Below are 21750 nucleotides of genomic sequence, written 5' to 3' on the forward strand. Positions count from 1 at the left end.
CGCCCAATCTGTTGCCAGAAGGACTGTTTGGTCCCCGGATATGAGTCCGTCACCGTTGCGTCCACCGACCCGATGTCAATCCCCAGCTCCAACGCGTTCGTCGAGATGACCGCATCGAGGTCAGCGCTTTTCAACTGGTTTTCGACGGATCGACGCTTCCGCTTGCCAAGGCCCGCGTGGTAAGGTTCAACGTCGATGTACCCATCACGCGGGTGGTCACGAACGGCCTGTACCGTTTGTTTTGCGCCGATCTCGGTTCCTTGACGGGCTGTCGTGAACTGTAGCGTCTGGATCCCGTTGACCGCCAAGTGCGCCGTCACGGAGGACGCTTCACGCGCACTGGACCGACGCGCCTGTTCGAACCCCTCCATCAGGTCGCCGCTGCCATCATCATACCCTTCGAGCGCCTCGTCATCGAGCGGTGGCTCCCACAACACGATATCACGATTCCCACGCGGCGACCCATCCTCGCTGACGACGCTGAACTCGGCCCCGGTCAATGTGGAGGCGTGAGCAGCCGGATTACCGATCGTCGCAGTCGTGATCACGAACTGCGGATCCGCACCGTAGTGGGCGAGTACGCGCCGAAGCCGGCGCAAGATCCACGCAACGTGAGTCCCCATGACGCCGCCGTACTCGTGGCCCTCGTCAATCACCACGAGCTCAAGATTACTGTAGAAGCGATGCCAGCCGCGATCCTTGTTGTGGCGCGGTAAGTAGACGTTCAACCCGGCCGGGTTCGTGAGGATAACGTTCGCATTCTCACGAACAGTCCGCTTCCGCTCATCTTTGGTGTCACCATCATACGTCCCGATGTGAGTATCGAGATCCAACTCACCGCGCAACCCATCGTTCAGCGCTTGTTCTTGATCGTTTGTGAGCGCTTTCGTCGGGAACAGACAAAGTGCGGTCGCATCATCGTTAGCGAGGTGATTCCGTGCGATCTGAAGCTGGTAGATCAGCGTCTTCCCCGATGAGGTCGACGTCGTAATCACCACGTTCTCATCGGCCGCAAGCAACTCTAGTGCCTCAGCCTGATGTGAGTACAGATCATGGCCGAGCCGTGACGCAAGCCGATCCTGAAGCACGTCCTCGGGAGCGACAGTCTCAGCAGACTGCGCGTTGAGGCGCTCGCTATGCCGGATCTGTTCACGCCAGTCCGGGAACGACTCTTTCAGCTCCGACTCAGAGAGTACCTCGCGGTGACGAGCAGTCCCTCCGTCAGGCATCAGCATCCGCGTGTCGGTTGAATTCCCGTTTTCGGATCGAGGTGAATGGTTGTCAGTCATGGTCAGGAGAAATCGGCGAGCGAGCCTTGTGAGCTGTTTTCACCGGTCGGCGTCTTCGTTTCCGAGTCCCGTCGCGCAGCAGCTTCGAGATGCTCATAGATCGTAGCGAGCGCTCGCACGTCGTCTTCACAGTACCGTTCCAACCGGTCCCAGTCCGGTTCAACAACGGTTCCCGCGTTCGCCTCCCCAGCAACCTGGCTTCGATACGCCGTGTACAGCTTGGCAACGGTGGCCCCGTCGATCCCGTTCGTCGACGGCTCCCAGCCGAGCGCGTCAGCGACGTGTTCCAGCTTGTTCGTTCGCCCAGGAAGCGCTGCGTTGCCGCCGTTCTTCTTCGTAGCCCACCACAACGCATCGAACTGATAGCGATCGGTCCAAGCCTCCACGAGATCGGGGTGGTGCTGCTGGAGTTGTTCGGTGATGACCGGAAAGTCGAATCGGAACCCGTTCCATGCGACGACCGGCCGCCTCGCTGCGGCACCAGTGAGCCAGGTCATAAACGCCTTCAAATGGGACCCGTCACCGACCGCCTGCTCACGGAAACTCATGTAGTGCCCATCCTCAGGGCCGCCGTCGAGCACCCCGATTAGCCACGCCGCCGATGGATTCAGCCCATCCGTCTCAATGTCGATGAACACCGGCTCCTGATTCGGTAGCGAATCATCACCCGTCGGGCGGACAGTGTTCGTGGACTGTGCCTCCGCAGCGGTCTGGATCGTGCTCGCAGAGGTTCGCCCCAACCCAGATAATTCGGTGAGTTGCCGGAGCGGAGTGTCGGCAAGCCCATCGACAGTAGTGATGCCAGCCTCACGCAACGTCTCAAACCGCGTCGGACCGATCTCCGGAACACCGCGCAAGCCGAATTTCTGCGGATCAATCTCGGAGACATCAACTGCTCCATTCGAACAGAGGGCAACGAGCGTTGCCTGTGTCGTATCCGCCGTCGTACCAACACCGAGATCGGCGTTCGACGTCCCGACACCAACAAACTGCGAGTCACCATCGTCTCCATGACTCCGTGTCGTCGTGAACCCAGCTCGTAACGCCGTCGAAAGATGAACCGTACGCGCCGTCCACCAGTTGTCCGGAACGCGACCGCGATAGGTACGGAGCCCCTCAAGTGTTGCTGACCGGGCATACGGATCCACAGATAACGAAACAGACTGGTCAATCAGACAGATCTGAGAAGTCGTCGCTACATCAGCCAGATCTTCTCCCACTGAAGATATCCCGACTCTGCTCGCAATCCGCTCCGGGTCGAGCGACTCCTCACCCATCGGCAACGCTATGACAACACACCGATCCTCGTCTGTAACCGCCACGTCCGGCCGCATCCCGGTGCCAACTTCAAGCATATCGAAATCGAACTCTCGATTGAGAGCCGGGCCAACGATGCTCGCCTGCGGCTCCGTCGCAACAAGCACATCAGGATCCAAGCTATCGACCATCGCGGTGATGGTATCGCGGTGAGAGCTGCTCACAGCGGCCCCAGAAAGCGCAAGGATTCGAGTCGGCGACTCATCCGGAGGCGGCAACACCGGCAGTTGCGGCCCCGTCTCCCCACCGTCAGTACTCAACCGTGGTGGACGGGTGGAGTCGGAGTGCCGAGCAGAATCCGGCTCGTCGGTCATCTCAACTGATACGTTGACCCGGGAGCATATTAATCTTCGAAGAGCGGCGTGAAAGTGATTAGAAGAGGTCGTCACTCAGTGAAATCTGCGAGCGTCTTCCGCCGCCGGTTCTCAGGTTGGACGTTCGTTATCAGGATTTCAGCAACCTCGCCACGATTACTTGCGTCGCTGTTAATCGCTCGCGTCGCATCGACGTACGTCACTGAGAACGCGTCATGCTCCTCATACAACTCTGTGACCGGTGGTGAATTCGAAATGAGAACTGAGACGTTCTATTCTGTGAGCTCAATAGCCGCGTCCCGCAACCGACGCTGATCGTCTCGATCAAATCCATCGGCGTGTTAGAGATACAAGCGCATACCTCCGTCTTCAGGCGGAGGTCGAGCGACACTCGGCTCGTTTGTCCCGGCAGTTTGAACTCCGTGGCCTCCAGTAATCACGGGTGTTACGGAATCGGTGAGAGGCCGTCCCCGAACCACAAGGGGTGGCGAACCAGCGGTGGTTCACACGGCAATGACACGGATTCCGACGGGGCCTCATTGGCCGGGCCACAGCCCTACGAGGAAAACAAACGAGAGTTCCCCCGGTGTGTCGCAGGTTCCCTCCGAGTGCGGGTTGGAACCAGACGGCGACGACCGCCCGAATCCGATGGTCGGATTCCTCCCCGTTTACGCGGAGGAGGAGGTCAATACACCGAGTAGCCTGGGTCGAACTCAGCGTGGGTCCGCTTGTACTCTTGAAGTAGGTCCCCTACTCCGGTGATCGCAGACTCCATCTCAATTACTGGGTTCTTCCGCATCTCGTGGAGCCCGACTTTCGCTTTTAATTCGCTGGTATTCGTCCGGTTCGAGCCCTCCGCGTCTCGGTACTCCCAGTCCTCGTGGTCCATACTCGCGCACAGGACTTGCGTGACCTCGATGGGCGGCGTGTCGTCCGGGGCGGGAGCATCTTCGGTGGGAGAATCACTTCGCGCGTTTATTCGATAATGGATCCCGAGAAGCCAGCCTTCGACGTTGTGGTGCGCGTAGAACGTGTTCCCCATCGACGCCTTGACCTCCAACCCGGGACCGTTGTCCGAGTCCTTGACGGCGTAGTTATCGGGCCACTCGTGGTCGGTCCCATCATAGAGCAAGTCGGGGTACCCGTCATCGAGACGGTTGAGAACAAAGTCCGGAGACTCCTCTGCGAAACGGGTCGTTAGACGATGGCTGACGAACCCACCAATCGCGTTGTTCGCGCGGAACTGCTCGTGGAACCGTCCGTACCCCTCTTCGAGGTGCCACTCGTTCACCTCGTGCCAGTACTCGTAGAAGCTCTCGATCGCGTTCACGACCTGTGGGACTTCGAGTCCGTAGGGGAGCTCCGCATCATGGTTGACGAATCGCTCCTGAACTTCCGGCCGCTTCATGTTTCGTCGAGCCCCATTTGTACGTCTGAATCCGCGAGATGGTCGAGGACGCGGTTGTCCGAGTCGATGCTCGAAACGAATCGTAGGAGTCGCTGAACGCCATCGGGGTTCTCCTCGATGTTCGCGAAGAAGTGGACCATCCCGTGAAGGGCGCGGTTCTGCTTGTGGTAGTCCCAGAAGCGGAGCTGCCGGGCGAGATCTTCATCATCCAGAACACGAACATCTGCTTCTTCGAGCGTCTCGCGGGCCTCCGGACCCACTTCCGTACAGATCGCGATGGCGATGGCGGTCGTGTTCTGTGCGACCTTCATCATCGTGCCGAGCTCGGCACTGACGTTCGACTCGTCGATGACGCGGTCCTTGACCTCGACCGAGATCATGAGGTCGGGACCGTGGTACCCGTCGATGTCGCCGTACCGCTGCTGGCGCGAGGAACCGGTCCGAACCTTGCTGGCGCGGAGAGACAGGTGCGGCCACTCCGCTTTGACGTACCCGTAACAGAGAGCCTGGTACGCCGATCCGCCCTGCTCGTTGGGCGCCTTGCGCGTGTAGTCTCGGAGTACCTTCAGGAACGGCTCTTCGAACGGTGGGTCACGTCGCTCGTACTCGCTCGATTCCAACCGATCCAGCCCGAGGTCGAAGAGCTCCTGTGCGGCGACGAAGCGACTGTCGCGGGAGAGCCGGAACGCGAGTTCGAGCATGTCGTCGTACCGCTCCCACTCGCCGGTGTGGTGGCCGGGCGAACTCGGGAAATTGGTCCGGTTCAGGTCCTCCCGGAACAATTCGATCAGTTCGTTGTGGTACGTTCGAATCCCTTCTCGAGTACTGCCGCGTTTCAGTGTCAGCGACGACTTCGCTGTACTCTTGTATCGGTCGAGGATGTCGTTGACGGTGATGTCCGGGTCGAAGCCGGCGAGCCAATCGTCGTGTTTCGCCAGCTCCTCGGCAAGAACGACAAAGTCGATCGCAAGCCCGAGCGTTCCCTTGGAGGACGCGAACTGCGTCTCCGCCTCCGATACGAGCGCCTCGATTATCGCACGCTCCGCGTCAGAGATTTCCTCGTCTGAGTCGTCGTATTCGGACAGGTCCGACTGATTTTCGAAGTAAGTGCTCGGGAAGTGACCCAGCAGAAACGCCTCGATCGCCTCGTGTTCGTGATCAGCGCGATCGTCGCTCCATCTGCTCATCTGGATATACTGTCCACTTAGCAGACACTCTTAGAAAAGTTCGCATTGCGGATGTCCCGTCAGTATTCGTATTATGATGAAACCATAACGTGAAAGTGGGAAGAAGTAGCATGCGTCATCTCTCCACAACCCGTGTCGTCCTGCCTAATCCAGGACGGCACGAGCAGGCCTGAAAGGAAGGAGTCGGCGCAAAACGGTGAACGCGGCATATAAAACCCTCACAAAAATCTGGTCGTATTCGGTCTTTTGAAGATTGTGACGCGGTTCCCGGTACCTTGCTTCTGTATCTTCCTCATCAACTACGAATACACGCTATCGACATCTCTTGCTGTAATTGCGCTCAGGTGGTTGTCTAAGTTGTTCTCAGAGGCATTTCAGATCGTGCTCGCGATGCTCATATTACAGTACCTCGTGGGAAGCGTCGGACAACAGAGTAGCAGGACCGGGAGATCTATCGCGCTAATCAGCGAAGTCGAGCGTGACCTGTTGCGCGTGGCCACCGATATCGGACTTCTCCTCCTCGAACTCCGAGAGTTCCATCCCGCCGCACCGAAGTTTGTAGATACGTTCTCGTTCCTCGTCGGTCAGCGTCTGGCTGTAGACGCTCTGCTTGAGGTAGTAGCCGACGGACTCCGCGAGGTACGGCGGCACCGCGTTCCCAATCTGCTTCCGGACCGAGACAAGCCCGCCGTCGAAGCGGTACCAGTCGGGGAACGTCTGTAGCCGCGCTCCCTCACGCGGCGTGAGTCCACGGTGCTGGAACGGGTGGATACATCGGGCGCTGGAGGGCTTCGACATATTTGACGTGATCGCGACGGCCGGCTCCTGCGAGTCGAGTCGGGAGTAGGAGTTGTGATAGCCCGACGACGGCTGGAGCTCGTCCGGGATCTCGGTCCGGTTTCCGCCGTCGGAGATGTGCGATATCATCTCCACCATATCCTCGGTGTGGTTTGCGGCCTGGTGGTGGGTGAGTTCCGTGTTGTCGCCGCGAAGGTCGTCCTGAATCACCGTGGTCGGCTCGGCGTCGTACTCGGTCTTTTCCTCACCAGGCCCGACCTCTGGGAGGTCGCCGATCCCGGCGATCACGCCGGGCGTCTCGATCGGGTCCAACTCGAAGCCGTCGAAGGGGAACTCGGTCGTCGAGCGCTTCGTCGCGAGCACCAGCAGGCGGTGGCGCTGCTGCGGGACGCCGAAGTCGGACGCCTTCACGACGCGGTAGCTGACGTCGTAGCCCATCTCGCCGAACGACTCCTCGACGGCGTCGAGGAACTTCCCGTCGGCGGTGTTTTGCATCCCGCGGACGTTCTCGAACAGCGCCGCCTTCGGATCGAGCTCGTTGACCCACGAGATGAAATTCACGAAGAGGTGGTTCCGGTCGTCGCTGCCGTCGGGGCTGACCACTTCGGAGAATCCCTGACAAGGCGGGCCGCCGGCGACGAGGTCGACGGTGTCGCGGCCGACGACCTCGGTGACATCCTGGTTGTCGACCTCGCGGATATCCTGCGTCAGCTCGTCCGGTTCCAGACCCTCGCGATTGTTCGCGAACGAGGCGCGGGCGTCGTCGTCGACCTCGACGGCGTGGACGAGTTCGAAGCCGGCGCGTTCGAGGCCGACGGAGAGGCCGCCAGCTCCCGCGAACAGATCGACGTAGGTCAGGTCCTGCTGACTCATCTATCGGAGAGTGCCGCTCAACCGTATTTAATCGTTGGTACTGGGAGAACCGTTGGAGAGGCGACTTGTCTGGGAGAGCCTCGCCACGGAGCCGGATGTACCTGAGCAAATTTCATATCGTGGGGCGTTGAAGTCGACGTATGAGCCGTGACCTCGTTGAGTTCCCGGTCGAAGTAGAGGTCACACCGGAACGGTACGGAACACTTCGATCGGTACATGTGGTGTCTGGAGAGGATATTCCGCCGGAGTTAGATACGCAGGAGTGGCGACTCGAAGAGCTCTCCTTGGAGTCGTACGTTCGGGATCAAATTGATATCAACACGATCGACGAAACGACAACAGTTGGCGTGGCACGCATTGATTCAGAGACGTTGGAGTGGGAGTTTGTTATAGGAGAAATCAGATAGGCGTATGAATAATTAGCGAGCCAATCAGTCGGTAATGGCCTCTGCCCCACCTTCTTTTGGATACAATTTCTCTCCCTCGTGAGCTTTTTGCTTAAGACTCTCCATTCGCTGTTTAAGCCGGTTATCTCCCGTTACCTCATACTTTTCCTGAACAACCTCTATAAATTCGCTGTATGCCCTCTTCGCTCTTCGATGCAGGTCTTCATACGTCATGTGTTCGTGAGGGCCCGACTCCATACTTTGTACCTTGTCGCGTGCCTCCCTAGTATCGGATATCTTCCCTCCAATAATATAGCCACTGACAGAACGTCCATTTTCGGTATCGCTTGACTCAAGATCCCGGATGTAAGAGACATATCTCTCTAGTTGAGAGAGTTCACTAAATCCGACGGACGCTTCTGGCCGTTTTAATTCGATCACTTTGATTGAGGAGCTATCGCCAAGTGCCACGAAGTCTATGCGTTTATCACTACTCTCACGTTCCTCGTCGTCACCAAATCTTTCTTCTAGTGCTTCTGAAAATCGGACCTCTCTTTCGTAAGAATCCCATCGTGGGTCAAGAAGCCAGGGATTTCTACCAAGAAATCGCTGTAGGTCCTTTTCCCCGACCTCAATATCTATGAGAAGATCGAGTTCACGGATGACTTGGAGTCGATTTTCCGCTCTGCGGAAGGTTTCTACCGCATCAAGAACTTCCAGCTCTTCGAACAGCTCAATTACTTTCCGAGGGTCTTCATAATCTCTTTCTTCGATATCTTCCAATAGATCAGCGAAGGCTTTCCGCTCTACAGCTGTTGCGACGTAATCAGCGGTGTCTTTGAGTGCCTCCTCACCATACCCATCGATCTTCGCAATTTCGGTTAAGAAATCGTCTGCGAGTCGTTTCTCACGTGAAGACAAGTCCTGAATTCGCTCTTCGTAGACATCGAACTGCTTTACCTCCTCCATCTGTTCTTTTTGACGCTTTTTAGCCCACTCGCTACAAACCTGTTTAATGCCACTGTATAGCCATTCTTGTAGCTTTTTCCCCCTTCCAGATTCTAACCTGACACTTCCTCTGTCCGTCGCAATTAGGTCAACATCTTCGTCAATGAACTCGGCATGAACCTCTCCAAGCATATAGGAAAGAGCGTGCTGGCCAGTAACCCCTTGGCCTTCTACTCCATAGAACGCTGGCTCCTGCGCTAGTTTCCCCCTAGCCATGACAGCAACGCCGTTTTCGAGATCATCAACAGTTGACTTTCTGGTACCGATCCATCCATCAACAAAGTAGCCCTCTTCAGCATCAACCGTACCATCTATGTCATCGTCCTCCTCAGTACCAATAGTCCAAATAAAATCATCTTGGCATGTCCGTTTGAGATCTCGCTCTTCAGGTGAAATCTCATCTCCGTTTACGTAGAGGTCAAAGTCATCACGGTCCAGAACTCCGAATTTTCTAGATAACTTTCTTCTGACCCTGGATACCGCTGGTCTTTGCTTTCGATCTAACCGAGTGAGTTTGACTTGGGTGCCGTGTTTTTCCTCATCTACACCTTCCTCATAAGCGGTGATAGTTGGTTCATAAGTCCCTTTTTCCTCAATATCTGCGTCTTCTGCTTCGCTCTGGATCTGTTGATAATCCATCCGGATAGCGACCCGAGTTCCTTCCCGAATGGTTTCAACTTCAACCGATTTTGCCACCCCAAAGCCAGCTAGTTTTCCAATACCCTTTCTGCCCATAACCCGACGCTCTTTTCCTAAAACAGTAGCAATACCACCTGGCTCGTCGTTCTTTCTTCTCTTTCGCGCGACCATGAGAAATTTTTCATTGAGTTCTTCTGGGGACATGCCAATCCCATTATCTCTAATAGTAATCTCATAAGATTCACTCATCGTCTCTTCTGGAATATTAACGTAAACCTCCGTAGCACCTGCGTCCCACCCGTTTGCTACATATTCGGCAATGACAGCAGGAAGAGAGCTATACATGTTCATACCGAGATGTTCGAGAACTTCCATTCCGATTCGCATCACTGGGTCCGGTTCGTTGTCGGGGTAACTGACTCCGTCTTGAACGTTGGCCATATTGATTAATTTCTAATCAATAGTCAGAATACAAATATCTGACTCTCATCATGAAGTTGGCTGACCAGAATTAGTTCAGATACTCTTCCGGGATCAAAAGTCAGCAGCGAGATGAGAATAATCTAGAAACCAGCCCACCAATCTGATCTAGTCGCATGCGGTGGCCGCGGACTCAGCACGGGCACATCAAGACTCGGGTCGACATCTTCACTCAGAGCTCACCCCACGTCGTGATTGGCCAGTAAGTCTCGTAGCGCCCGTCAACGATCTCCCGTTCGTACTGCTCAACGAGTTCAGCATCCGCCAGAACCTCACACCGATCACTCACCCGACTCTGACTGACACGCCCGCGAATATCGAACGCGATCTCCCACGCACCAGCGTCACCGCCGTCAGCGAGCCGCTCTAAAATTCTCTCGCCGAGACCGCCCATCCACGGGACGGAGTTGCGCATTCAGGTCGCTCCCCCGTTCGAGGCTTCACTGTCTGCCGGATCGTGTGCCTCAACGGCATCGCTGTCGTCGTCGATGTAGGTCCAATTCTCGGTGTCGAGCCGACCGTCGAGGTACGCTTCACCGTCGTCAGTAATCACATAGACGCCGTTTCCGAGATGTTTGATTAGACCATTTTCATCCAATTTCTTACACCGACGGTGGACTTGCTGACGCGAATATCGGATCGGTCCTTCACGCTTCATCTTCGTTGGAGAACCAGCCTCGTGTTCAGAGAGATACTCTAGAATCCGATCATCAGCCGCAGTCATCCATTCTCCTGCATATCTCATATCCAACACTGGTGTGCCTTTGCCTATATTACGGTCGCTTATCTCTTGAGATAGTCTTCTGACTTTCAAAGTACCGGCGTTACATTGATAAGACTGCGGTGTTTTGAAACGACTACGGAGCCCGAGCGACGAACCCTCGGCTAGTGAGAGAATGTAGGAATCCCGGTCGCGGTGTCATCAGCACCCGGCCGGGTCGGGTTCTGTGTCGTGACACAGAACCATGCTGACGATAGCAACTGCGGGGTTTAAGCCCTGCGCGACGACCAGAGAATCGAGCGAAACCGATGGCGGCTGCGCGTGCTGCCCAGCGCCGGCTGACGGCTTCGACGCCGAGCGCGACATTCCCGTCTGTTACTCCTGTGCGGAGGTCGACGCATGAGCGCAGAGTGCGCCCCGGACCGCGACGCGCTCGCCGACCTCACCGCCTTCCAGCGCGATCTCCTCTGGGCGCTCTCCCACGAGAATGCTCGGAAAGGGACGGCCCTGAAGGCGGACCTCTCTGACTACTACGGCGAGGCGATCAACCACAGCCGCCTCTACCAGAACCTCGACACGCTCGTCGAGTGTGACCTCGTTGCCAAGCGGGCACGCGATCGGCGCACCAACGAGTACAGCCTCACCGAGGCGGCCCGCCGCGCCCTCGAAGCGCGCCGCGCGTGGCAGGCGGAGGGTGATGCCGCGTGAATCACACCCAGCCACCGCATCTCCGCTTCGACGCTCGCGAGACCCTCACCGGCGAACTCGACGATCTCACCGTTCAACAAGCGGTCGAGGGCCGCGTATGATGAAGAAGCTCTGGCGGTGCCGCCAGTGTGACCGACTCGTCAACCGATTCGTGAACGGGTGGGTCTGCCCGCGGTGTGGGTGGTACTGTGGCCAATCGATCGCGAGCGTGAATCGGGGGCCATGAGTCGAGACAACCAGCAGTCCGCCGACGCAACGCTAACAGGCACCCTCACGAACGACACCATCGCAAGCCTCGATCAGCTGTCGCTTGCGTCCACGTCGGGGGCTTGTCAACACTGCGGGCGCACGTTCACCGAGGGCGATAATGTCGTCGCGTACGTCTACAAGCCGGCAGACCAGCGCACCCACGAGGTCGGCCACTGCGTGTGCGCACATACCGAACACCGCCAGCAGGAGGTGTTCACGCTCGGCGTCCACGAACTCCTCGTCGCCGGGCGTATCGGGATGGCCTCAGACGCCGCGACCCAATCCACGTGGCCGATTCTCGTCGAGCCAGTCCCGCTAGGCGTGAGCGTACCAGCGACGACGACGATCCGCTGGCTCCCGCCCGAGACACCCCTCGCCGAGCGGGTCACGCCGACAGCGACTCACCGGCAGCGACGGCGCGAGGCCCGGGCGCAGGTGACTGTCAGTAACCCAGCGGCAACGGAGGGTGATGACTAATGCGGTTACCATCCCGCACCGAGGCCGCTCAACAACGACGGCCCAAGCACTACCGAACGCGTCCGTCCACCCGACCACCAACGACTGACTCGGACATCACCCTCGCGACGATCGCACACCTTCGGCGGGCGCTCACCGCGAGTACCGCCAGTGACGCAGCCGGCGTGAAGGCGGCGCTCTTCCGAGCGACGCGGACTATCGACGAGACATACCATCCAGACATCGCGGCCGCGATCCGAACCGCCCGCAGTGTCGATCCTGTCTCGCGAACAGTCCGCCAGTACATCCGAGAGCTGCTCCGGCGGCTCGTCGCGGTGGTCAACTACTGGGAGCCATCCAAGTGATGCCAGCAGACAAGCAGGCCCGCTGCGGGCACGCACAGCCCGCCAACCAGGGCCACAAGCGTGGCGTCCATCTTGTGGGTCCAACCACACAGTATGACGCCGCCGGCAGCCACTGTGGAAGCGTCTCGCCCCGGCTGACCGAGTGGATACCCGAACTCCTCGACCAGCTTCGTGAGGCGAGTACAGAAACAGTCCGAACCCAGACACCCCACACCAACCCGTGGCGGGCGAGTACGTCACTCCTCGATACCACCCTTCCGGAGTGGAACTCCCTCGATGACACGTGGGATGATGCGACCGCCGAGGCCGTCGCGTACACGCAGGCAATTACCGAGTTGGCGCTCGTCGACGGCGACACCGAGTCGTCATATCACACGCAACGCCACGACGAATTACGCGACACGGTTCATACAGTCGGCACCGGCCGCGGCGCGGTCAACGCCGGGCTTGGCGCACTCGCAAAGGGACCAGTCGCGCTCCACCGCGAGTTCGACGCGACTCCCCGAGCGATCACCCTCGCGCTCGATGGCCCAGCCTGGACCGACCTCACCGACCGCCGAACTGGCGTTCGCGCGCTCGCGACCATCGCCGTGCTCGCAGCCGGGTTCGACGTTCGCGTTGTCGTCTCTCCGGCGCTCAAACGCCACCTCACCCAGCGGTACCCACAGTGGTGTGAAATCCACCTCGATCTTACCCATGGCCGGGATCGGTCCCACCCGCATCCCCACCGCGGGCAGTCCCACGAGCCGACCACCGACGAGCGCCACCCCGCCTGGCAAGCGCTCGATGGGCTCAAACACACACCGGGGAAACGACGCCTCCTCACCAATCTCGACGCTACCACTGGGCGAACCTACCAGGATCTCGAACACGATCATGCGATCGACATTGAGGCAGGGACGGTCAGCCGGTACGTCCTTGATCTCGAGACGCGTGGGCTCGTCGACGTCGACCGTCGAGGCACTCACCACAGCGTCACACTCTCTGAACGCGGTCAGACGGCCGTGGCTGGGTATCTCGACGCTGCCGGCGACCTCGTCCATCCCGAACAACGCCGACTGACTGACGATCTTACTGCGACCACTCACGATGTCACAAGTACAGTGTCGCCCCGCCGGGGGGATCCCACAGGTGACACCCCACCCCCACTCGAGGAGTGGCTGGCGGCGACGGGTGACCCCGACGCCGACGGAGAGTTTGTCCAGTGGCTCAGGGGACCCGACACTGTCGATGAAACCCACCTACACGACCGGTTCACAACCCCCGCCCAAGACGATAGCGTCACGCTCGTCGATGACACCCCAACCCCGTTCGATGACGGCCGGGTTGGGTATCTGAGCCACACCCCCGGCGAGGCGCAGGTCGTCCTCCAGTGGGGTGGGCCCTTAGCCACCCTGGGACGTCTCGCGGCTGTCTTACTCAGCCATAAGGCGCTCTCGAAGGTCCTGACGCCGTCGCGGTTCGGCCGCGCATTCGAGGCAATCCACCGTGGTGATCTCGAACAAGACGCCCCACGAGTGCTGTGTCGTGGTCACCAGGTTGGCTGGTACAGCGAGGACGAGCACACGTATGCGGCGTGGCGTGAGCGCATCACGACTGTTCGCGATACGCTCCTCGCTCGTGTCGCCAAACACACGAGCAGTACCAACGGTGCCGCCCGAAGCGAACTCTTCGAAGACCTCCACGGGTTAGTCGCCTCGGCTACCCACCTGTATCACGCGATCGGCGTTGATTTGACGACCACAATCAGACTCCCGGACACCGAGGCGCTCATCAGAAACTCGACGCAACGCCGGCAGCTCTGTACGTTCCTCGCGAAGACGGTGCCCAAACAATCCGTCTACGGAGTTCACTCGGGCTACCGCATGTTGTTCGAAGAGCGCCCGCCCAAACTGCGGCGGCGGCTTCCCTACGACGTCGAGCCTGACGCGACGATGGATCTGACGATGTCGTGGGTACTTGCGGGCCCGACGATCACCGATCTCCGCGATGCGATCCAAGAGGCACTCACCACAGAGCTCACCGCGGTGCGAGAGGCGATCGCAGATGGCACCGAACCTGCCCCCACGCTCTCGATCCCGGTCGTCGACGGGACGACCTACCCCGCCATCCGGCGGGTGATTGACGAGATCGCGATGACCCACGACGCCCAGTGGACACCCCACGAGCGACAGCGGCTCGTGCGGCTCTGTCTCCGCTCGTTCGGCCTGTCGGACACCACGCGGCGTGCGTGCCCGTACGATGTCGTGGTAAGCCTCCTGCGCGCGCTGAACGAGTCTCACTCCCCGACCGTGGCTGCGGTTGAACGCGCGGCGGCGACGCTCTCTGTCGCGCGGTTCCGTCCCGATCTCGTACCAACGGCGACGGCGCTGTATGCGACCCTACTCAGAGCCGACGAGCCGCTCGGCCGCTCAGCGTTACTCGAGCGGGCCGACATTGCGGCCAGTAGCTATGATCGCCGGATTGGCACTGTCCAAGCGCTTGACCGAGTACAGGCCGTCCAGATAGATGGCCACCGACGCTGGGTCACCACCGACGAACCCAGTCACCCGTCACCACAGCCGTCGCCGTGCCTCGGTCACCCCCATTCCTGGCTCCCGCTGTTGACGCATCGCTCACGAACACATTCAATCGCTCTCGCCCCCACCCTGTGGGTTCCACTCCGAGTCGGCTGGCGACACCCACATCGAATCCCCACGTGGGATCAACACGCCCCGACTGTCACCTCCCTTGACACCGCCCTTCCGGTGAACCAGTGGGGACCGCACCGGGAGGACTGTACCGCAATCACCGACGCACCAACTCATCACAGCCACCGACCAGCCGCAGCGCTCGAAACCATCACCGATGAACCACGCATGACACCACAATACTACGCACCGACCGTATCGCTTCTCAACCACCGACGTCTCCTCTTACCACGGGGTGTGTCCCAATGAGACACTCAGCAAGCGATCGTACAACCGACGCCATCTGCGAGCGCTCGCCCACCAAAGAGGAGACACACATCCGCGTCGCCCGCTGTGAAGAGGCCTCATCTCAACTCACGTCTAGCGTCGAACAGCGGAATCAGCGCCTGTGTCTCACCGTGTCCACTAACGATGCGTAACGCCACAAGTACACGACCGAAGATTGTTCGAGTAATCGACAAGTACGACCTCGACGGCATTGGCGACGAAATGGTTGCGGAGTGGACAAAGCCCGAGAGTACCCGGCGCTCTTGTCGTGAACTCGCGGAATTCTTCAACATCCGTGTACTCGATGCAGCACTCCGCGAAGCGGGTATTATCTGGGATAGACCACTTGTTGAGGAGTGTGCCGCGATCATCAAAAATAAGGATAAATCGCTGACAGGATATGATCTCGATAGTAGGGGAGTAGACACCGACGAAGTCGGCGGAGACATGGTTTCATATCAATCGATATATACGTATCTGACAGAGTATCGTGATACTGAGTATGAGCGTGAGGTCGATGATATTCACTCGCGAGTTGCGAGTTTAGGACAGATCGAAACAAAGACAGAGACGATTGCTACGGGGATTATCTCACGGTCTGTATCCCACAACCAAGTATACGGAGCAGAGCCTCAAATAGAGGTTACGACGGAATGTATTTGTGAGACATGCGGGACCAACACCGAGATGTCGGTGTATCTGCGAAACGACGGCTGTCCTACCTGTAGTCGGCCGCGTTAATTTCGCTCATTCTTTTTTGTCATTCTATTGAAATACCTAGCATACTTTGAGGTGGAGCCTCCGACCTCAAGGAGCGACCGGAGGGAGCGAGTAGGCCGGAGAGGAAACCGACATACTACTGAGCAAGTGTTAATTTACATCCCACCGTACTGGCAACTAGTGCTGTGCTGGCACAAGTCCCGCGCAGTACGGGCCGCAGTAGCCCGGCCCCAAATGGTGGGTTCACCGACCCCGAAGGGCGTTCGGTGGGCGGAGCGCACAAAACGCCCCGTCGCGTCAACTGACGGCGAGGACCACATCAAAGCTCCACCCTCAACGAGCGAGCTTGTCAGTGCGAGCGAAGTAGGATGGGGTCGGTTACTGAGTGGTGGTCTCTCGGAGACGTGCCGAATTCAGCGCGGGGAGGGTGTCAAGGTGATGACGGCGCTGTATCCCCTCCCTGCTCGCTCCCTTCGGTCGCTCGCTGGGGAAAGGGCCTTAGCGCCTATCTTCAGGTGAAGTAGGGTAGTTCATTCTTCTCTGGCACGACCGAAGAAAGCGAGTGCTGCGCCAAGGAGTGTGATATTTTGAAGGAACGATGTGAGTTCCCCACCGCGCTCTTCCTCGTCGACTGCCCAGAAGTCGTGTATGAGTGGCGTCACACCTATCAAAAACGCAGCTACAGCGCTCGCAGAGAGTTTTGGAGCCTTCCACACGCTAATTCCGAGACCACCGCCGAGAAGAAGACCACTACCTGCCGGCACAAGTGTCTCTGCCTCAGGCACCCCTTTTGCATCGGCGTATGCAACCCGTCCATCAAGATTCGTGAGATTCCGCACGGCAAGCGCTACAAGGCCAGATCCAAACAGTACTCGGCCAAGAAGAGCTGGTTTTTCTGTGCTGTCGGTGTCTGTTTCAGACATTACCAGCTGGTAAAATAGCCGGTGATATAAGACTCATGATCATCGTATGAGGCGGATTTGTTACACATCTCTATCAAATATAGTAATACAGTCAAAACCCATATTAACCCCGATAGACGCCTCCCGATATGGCCGCAGCCACAGACAACGACCAGCTACAAGAGAGTAGCGCCGAATCTGGCGGGGACTTCTGGCGACAGTCGTTCGAGCAGTTCATCGAGGACCTTCCTGAAGCAGCATTCGTCGTCGACGCCGATGGTGACATCACCCAGTGGAACACCGCAATAGCCGGCCTCATCGGCCTTCCCGCAAGCAAAGCCGTCGGCATGAACGCATACGATGTCTTCGGCACTGAAGGCGAAGATGAAACCCTCGCCGAAGAAGTCCTCCGTACTGGAACCCCCATCCGTGAAGACCAGTTCCGATCCGCAGAACGACCGGACGGCACGAAAGCACATGCGCGCGCGATTGGAACCCCGATACAGACACCCACTGGCAAGGTCGTTGGGGCTGTCGAGTTGCTCTTCGATGTCACCACCGTCGTCGAACAGCGGGAGACGCTCGCCGACCTCCAAGAAGAGCTCTCGGACAATGTCGAGACATCGATGGAACAGCTGAGCGAGTCGACAACCGAAGTTGCGAATCGCTCGAATGAAATCAGCCAGCTCGTCGACGAGCAGGCAGCCGAGCTCGAGAGTACCCAAGGCGAGATCTCCGGATTCAGCGCCACTATCGAAGAGATTGCGTCCAGTGCCGAGGAAGTCAGCAACCAAAGCGCGGAATCGAGAACCCTCGCCGAAGAGTCCGTCGACACCGCGGGGGAGGTTATCGACCAAGTGGACGACACAGCCGAGAAGTCAGCTTCGGTCGCAGACGACGTCGCTGAGTTGAAAAACGAGATCGAACAAGTCGAAGAGCTCGTCGGCGTGATCAACGATATCGCCGAACAGACGAACATGCTCGCGTTGAACGCCAACATCGAAGCGGCACGCAGCGACAGTGATGGGTTCGCGGTCGTCGCCGACGAAGTGAAGAACCTCGCCAATCGCTCACAAGATCAAGCTGACGAGATCGAAGAAATCGTCGCAAGGATCAAAGAGAAGGCTGCGACGGCGACTACCGAAGTAAGAGCAGGAAACGCCGAGATCCAGTCCGCGAGAAACGACATCCAAGGCCTCCTCGAAAACCAGAAACAGATTCTAACGGTGGTTGAGCAAACCGAAAGCGGGATCACCGAGATCGCAGACGCAACGGATGAGCAGGCGAGCGTGGCCGAAGGGATATCGAGCGCTGTCGACGATGTCTCTGAACGGGCTGCCCTCGTGAGTGAAGAAGTCACAGAGATTGCTGACGAAAACGACAATCAAACAGAGATGGTCGCGGGGCTAACCCGGCAGGTCAAACAAATTGACCGCGAACTCGCAGAGGTCATGAACACGTCTGTCTGAGGTAGATGTCTCGTGATCGGACAGACGAACAGTCTCATCCCACGTTTCCGCTCTAGTTCGCTGACGGCTCCTTCCGTGGGAGTGAGATGCTGACGACAGTTCCGGTCACCTCATTTTCGCCAAACTGGACACGACCGCCGAGGAGATCGGTTCCCCACTTGATGATCCAGAGCCCGAGCCCACTTCCATGGTGAAGCACAGATTCGGTTCCTTCAGAAAGTACGGATAGTTCGTGCTCGGGTATCCCCGGCCCATTATCGCGGATTTCGATCTGTACCTGTTCGCCTACGCTGGCGACAATCTCAACATGTGGACTGTCACTGGTATTGTGTTCAGCAGCGTTTTCGATAGCGTTCGAAAGCACTGGACTAACAAGCACATCGGCGGGTACATCTTGGTCAGGACACTGAAGCTCGAATGTAACGTCGGAAAAGCGTGATCTAACCTCTCTCAGCCGCTCTTCAAGTATCATCTCTATCGATCTGACGTCGGATTCTTCTCGAGCGCGACTGAAAAGCCGGATTGCCTCGCGACCTTTCTGTCCTAACTCATCGATTTGAAGTGCGCTTTGTTTTACGCGCTCGGCTGCTTCCGTCGGCAGGTCCTCGCTATACCCAAGTATCAGGTTAGTTTCTGTCTTGATGTTGTGGCGAAGCACGCGATTGAGAACCTGTAGACGCTGTTCTTGGCGCAAGAACTCAGTCACGTCCTGTAACGTCACCATGCTCCCGATGACCTGCCCTCGCTGGGTAGTAATCTCGACAGTTTTGATCTTGAAGTCCCGCTTACCTGAGTGGGTTTGTATCGTAAGGAAGTCTTCAAATACTCCAGAATCTGGAAATGCCTCGTACTTAGGAATCGTCTCTGGCGCAGATGATCCGAGCAGTTCGTCTCTTTGTACATTAAGCATCTCTAGTGCTGGACCATTGACGTTAATCACGTTGTCATTCAAATCAAGAACAAGTATCCCCTCTTGGGTACTATCAAATACGAGTCTTCGAGCGGTAGTGTTCGGTGCCGGATTCGTTCGCAGTAAACTGTACCGTCGAATGGCGGTCAGGTAGATGACGCCAGAAACTGAAAATGCGACTGGTGTCGGGTCAATAGGCGTGCTAAGCACGTTTGTGAGGTAGCATAGGTTTATACCCCAGGGAATGATCAACGCCCCAATCAGCGTATACGCCTGCTTCCGAAACGCAGCCATCTGGCTCAGGGCCAACCGGACTAACAGGGCACTACCCACGCCACCCAGTAAATACGTATAAGCGGCAACAATCCAATACCAGATGCCTCCGCTGTCGTTCTGGGCGACGCTGAGATCTGGTGTTTGTGCGATACTGATCTGTAGAAGTCCCTGAGTCGGCCCGAGAATGGCTAAAATCACGGTCACCACCGGGACGACCGTAAGTGCCGATACATATCTCCAGTTCAAAAAACGATCGTGACCAGTGTATGATAACGCAAACAGCATCCACCCGAGTGGGATTGCAACGACGCCTATCCACATCAGGTACATCCAGAATAGCTTTGCCTCCACACCAGGTGCTCGGAGTCGAAAAATAAGCATAAGCGACCAGAACACCTGCCCGGCCAGCAACAGTACGAGAGGTCTCGCCCCCGGAGATTGCCCCTCTCTCCACGCTAAAATAGCCGAAGCTGAGCCAAGAACGACGGAGATGTGTAACACAGACAGCAGAAAGATAGTATTTGACACAGTCTTACAAGGACATCTATGTATACTAACTTTATGTCTAAGAAATTTAACTTTCCACGGTCAATAAAAAAGAGAGTGCCGTGGATTACCCGATGATAGCGATGAACAGTCCGCACGCCACGAACACGTAGTTCATCTCACCGAGCAACTCCAGGCGACGGTAGTCGTTACTACGCCCAATTCGACTATTGAGGAAAACCGCCAGCACTCGTCCAGCAAGAAGGACCAACGCAAAAAGTGCTGGGAGGAATCCGCTAAGAAACGCGCCAATGACGACGAGAACTGAGAGCATGTTGATGATGTACAATAGATGCCGTGTCCGCTTGACGCCGACGACAGTCGGGAACGTTGAGACATTATTTTTGACATCATCTTCGATGTCGCGGACGTTCGGAATTTCAGTGTTGACGAAAATATCGGCAAAAAAGTAAACCGCCAACACAATGGCAAGTGGCGTGATTGCGGCATCGGCAAACACAATTGGCAGGACTACCATTGCTGTCGCCCACGCCAGTGCCACAAGCGTAGAATTAAGCACAAAGATGGTCTTCAGTCGCTGGACCGGCACAAGCGATCGTTCAGACAGATCTGCTACATACAAGATCCAAGTAACGCCTGGAATGAGGGTGACCGCAAGCGCAAGTGGGCCACCAAGCGCCGAGAGAGTAATTGCAAGTCCGTATGCTCCAGCAGACGTGATCGAAAGAAGACGCCTGTGTCGCCCGATGAACGCACTTCGCTCGGACGTCGCTTGTGGGTCGTATCGCACATCGCTGATTCTGTCACCGACGTAGACACCGTAAGCGACCAATCCAACGACGACGGGTGCCAGGGATGGCTCGAGCGACAAGATCACCATCGTGACAAGTGTTCCCGCGATCCCCATGCCTACAATATCGAGTTGGAGGAAAATACAGGCTTTTCGTATGCGATGCCACAGTTTGACCGATGGACGAAAACCGCTACCGGTTCCGGTAGATTGTCTATCGGAACCCGTCCGTTCTGGTTTTTTCTTTGACATTCTGTTGGGGACACCGCAAGAAAACACGCTGTTGCTTCCCTGGGTGCCAGCTATAAATTACTTCTAATTGACAATAAAGATAGATAGATACTTCTCATCAGATTAACAGGCCGTTTTCGGGTTTCGCGAATGATCGTTTTTCTGACATAATGTGTTTGCTGTTCGCATCTCTTACCAGTAGTTGGTAATACAATTTATTTATTCAGAGATGATGTTGGAATTATAGTAATAATCAAAACGATATACTTCTTCCCACTCTGAGTGGGAATATGACCAAAGTGGATTCAAAAGGGCTAATCGTCCTCCCGCAAGAAGTGCGAGACCGACTTGGTATTACTCCGGGAACAGAGGTTGATATCCGCGAAAAAGACGGGAAAGCAGTTGTTGAGCCAGAGGACAGCCCCGACGAAATTCTCGACAAGATGGAACAACTCATTGAAGAAGCGTCTTCGAACCAGGGAGAGACGACACCTATTTCTGAAGGGGCCGACCCGGTTGCCCACAGACACAGAGATGCCGTTCAGCATTTTCGAGGTGGAGCCCCCGACCTCAAGGAGCGAACGGAGTGAGCGAGTAGGTCGGGGAGGAAACCGACATGGGACGACACAACCACCACACCTCGACCGACTGACTCCCGACCACATAAGTACCGTCGGGTACTCTCTGAAACTATGGGCGTGCGTCGAACCGCCGTCGTGAAACTCGCCGTTTCCGACGAGCAACGCGACGCACTCCACCGAACCGCCCAGCAATACCTGTACTGCGCGAA

Annotated in this window: 19 protein-coding genes; 8 read left to right on the forward strand and 11 right to left on the reverse strand. The window is 57.1% G+C overall.

Annotated elements, in window-relative coordinates:
• From EXE52_RS17215 to EXE52_RS17240, 5 genes are all read right to left on the reverse strand, one after another.
• A partial coding sequence (locus tag EXE52_RS17215) for a DEAD/DEAH box helicase (protein ID WP_241988290.1) occupies positions 1–1289 on the reverse strand: 1289 nt, incomplete at its 3' end.
• A gap of 2 nt (positions 1290–1291) precedes the next feature.
• On the reverse strand, positions 1292–2920 hold the full coding sequence (locus EXE52_RS17220; RefSeq protein WP_137703949.1) for a ribonuclease H-like domain-containing protein: 1629 nt from the start codon (positions 2918–2920) through the stop codon (positions 1292–1294).
• 685 nt (positions 2921–3605) lie between these two features.
• A complete protein-coding gene (locus tag EXE52_RS17230; RefSeq protein ID WP_137703950.1) occupies positions 3606–4328 on the reverse strand; it encodes a hypothetical protein in 723 nt (240 codons plus the stop codon).
• A complete protein-coding gene (locus EXE52_RS17235) occupies positions 4325–5515 on the reverse strand; it encodes a hypothetical protein (protein ID WP_137703951.1) in 1191 nt (396 codons plus the stop codon). Before EXE52_RS17235 ends, EXE52_RS17230 begins: the two co-directional genes overlap by 4 nt.
• A gap of 459 nt (positions 5516–5974) precedes the next feature.
• On the reverse strand, positions 5975–7186 hold the full coding sequence (locus tag EXE52_RS17240) for a DNA cytosine methyltransferase (protein WP_137703952.1): 1212 nt from the start codon (positions 7184–7186) through the stop codon (positions 5975–5977).
• 140 nt (positions 7187–7326) lie between these two features.
• On the opposite strand from EXE52_RS17240, the gene EXE52_RS17245 reads away from it, so the two are divergent.
• On the forward strand, positions 7327–7593 hold the full coding sequence (locus EXE52_RS17245) for a hypothetical protein (protein ID WP_137703953.1): 267 nt from the start codon (positions 7327–7329) through the stop codon (positions 7591–7593).
• A 24-nt stretch (positions 7594–7617) separates the two neighbouring features.
• Here EXE52_RS17245 and EXE52_RS17250 read toward each other — a convergent pair whose 3' ends face one another.
• The 3 genes from EXE52_RS17250 to EXE52_RS17260 all read right to left on the reverse strand — a co-directional run bounded on the left by EXE52_RS17250 (position 7618) and on the right by EXE52_RS17260 (position 10444).
• Complete coding sequence (locus tag EXE52_RS17250) at positions 7618–9660, reverse strand: ATP-binding protein (RefSeq protein ID WP_137703954.1); 2043 nt, start codon at positions 9658–9660, stop codon at positions 7618–7620.
• A gap of 211 nt (positions 9661–9871) precedes the next feature.
• Positions 9872–10114 carry a repressor phrH2 gene (locus tag EXE52_RS17255; RefSeq protein WP_241988291.1) on the reverse strand — a complete coding sequence of 81 codons (243 nt, stop codon included), beginning with the start codon at positions 10112–10114 and terminating at the stop codon, positions 9872–9874.
• A complete protein-coding gene (locus tag EXE52_RS17260; protein ID WP_137703955.1) occupies positions 10115–10444 on the reverse strand; it encodes a MarR family transcriptional regulator in 330 nt (109 codons plus the stop codon).
• 375 nt (positions 10445–10819) lie between these two features.
• Here EXE52_RS17260 and EXE52_RS17265 point away from each other — a divergent pair, with 375 nt between their 5' ends.
• From EXE52_RS17265 to rdfA, 5 genes are all read left to right on the forward strand, one after another.
• The gene (locus EXE52_RS17265; RefSeq protein WP_137703956.1) at positions 10820–11128 is read left to right on the forward strand and encodes a helix-turn-helix transcriptional regulator; all 309 of its coding nucleotides are present in this window, start codon (positions 10820–10822) and stop codon (positions 11126–11128) included.
• A gap of 222 nt (positions 11129–11350) precedes the next feature.
• Positions 11351–11854, forward strand: coding sequence for a hypothetical protein (locus tag EXE52_RS17270; RefSeq protein ID WP_137703957.1), 504 nt, complete (start codon positions 11351–11353; stop codon positions 11852–11854).
• On the forward strand, positions 11854–12198 hold the full coding sequence (locus EXE52_RS17275) for a hypothetical protein (RefSeq protein ID WP_137703958.1): 345 nt from the start codon (positions 11854–11856) through the stop codon (positions 12196–12198). The genes EXE52_RS17270 and EXE52_RS17275 overlap by 1 nt, the downstream gene beginning before the upstream one ends.
• Complete coding sequence (locus EXE52_RS18895) at positions 12198–15137, forward strand: plasmid replication protein RepH (protein ID WP_241988292.1); 2940 nt, start codon at positions 12198–12200, stop codon at positions 15135–15137. The genes EXE52_RS17275 and EXE52_RS18895 overlap by 1 nt, the downstream gene beginning before the upstream one ends.
• A gap of 162 nt (positions 15138–15299) precedes the next feature.
• Entirely contained in the window at positions 15300–15896 is a 597-nt protein-coding gene (gene rdfA, locus EXE52_RS17290) for a rod-determining factor RdfA (RefSeq protein ID WP_137703959.1), read from the forward strand.
• Positions 15897–16405: 509 nt separating this feature from the next.
• Here rdfA and EXE52_RS17295 read toward each other — a convergent pair.
• On the reverse strand, positions 16406–16798 hold the full coding sequence (locus EXE52_RS17295; RefSeq protein WP_137703960.1) for a DoxX family membrane protein: 393 nt from the start codon (positions 16796–16798) through the stop codon (positions 16406–16408).
• Between the two features lie 128 nt (positions 16799–16926).
• On the opposite strand from EXE52_RS17295, the gene EXE52_RS17300 reads away from it, so the two are divergent.
• The gene (locus tag EXE52_RS17300; protein ID WP_137703961.1) at positions 16927–18246 is read left to right on the forward strand and encodes a methyl-accepting chemotaxis protein; all 1320 of its coding nucleotides are present in this window, start codon (positions 16927–16929) and stop codon (positions 18244–18246) included.
• A 52-nt stretch (positions 18247–18298) separates the two neighbouring features.
• Here the strand turns inward: EXE52_RS17300 and EXE52_RS17305 are convergent, their stop codons facing one another.
• A complete protein-coding gene (locus tag EXE52_RS17305) occupies positions 18299–19960 on the reverse strand; it encodes a histidine kinase N-terminal 7TM domain-containing protein (RefSeq protein WP_321167072.1) in 1662 nt (553 codons plus the stop codon).
• A gap of 85 nt (positions 19961–20045) precedes the next feature.
• On the reverse strand, positions 20046–20846 hold the full coding sequence (locus tag EXE52_RS17310; protein ID WP_238992761.1) for a UbiA family prenyltransferase: 801 nt from the start codon (positions 20844–20846) through the stop codon (positions 20046–20048).
• Positions 20847–21250: 404 nt separating this feature from the next.
• Here EXE52_RS17310 and EXE52_RS17315 point away from each other — a divergent pair, with 404 nt between their 5' ends.
• Complete coding sequence (locus EXE52_RS17315; protein ID WP_094520693.1) at positions 21251–21550, forward strand: AbrB/MazE/SpoVT family DNA-binding domain-containing protein; 300 nt, start codon at positions 21251–21253, stop codon at positions 21548–21550.
• Positions 21551–21750 lie beyond the last annotated feature (200 nt).

The sequence above is a fragment of the Halorubrum sp. CGM4_25_10-8A genome (assembly GCF_005435025.1).
Taxonomy (GTDB): Archaea; Halobacteriota; Halobacteria; order Halobacteriales; family Haloferacaceae; genus Halorubrum; species Halorubrum ezzemoulense.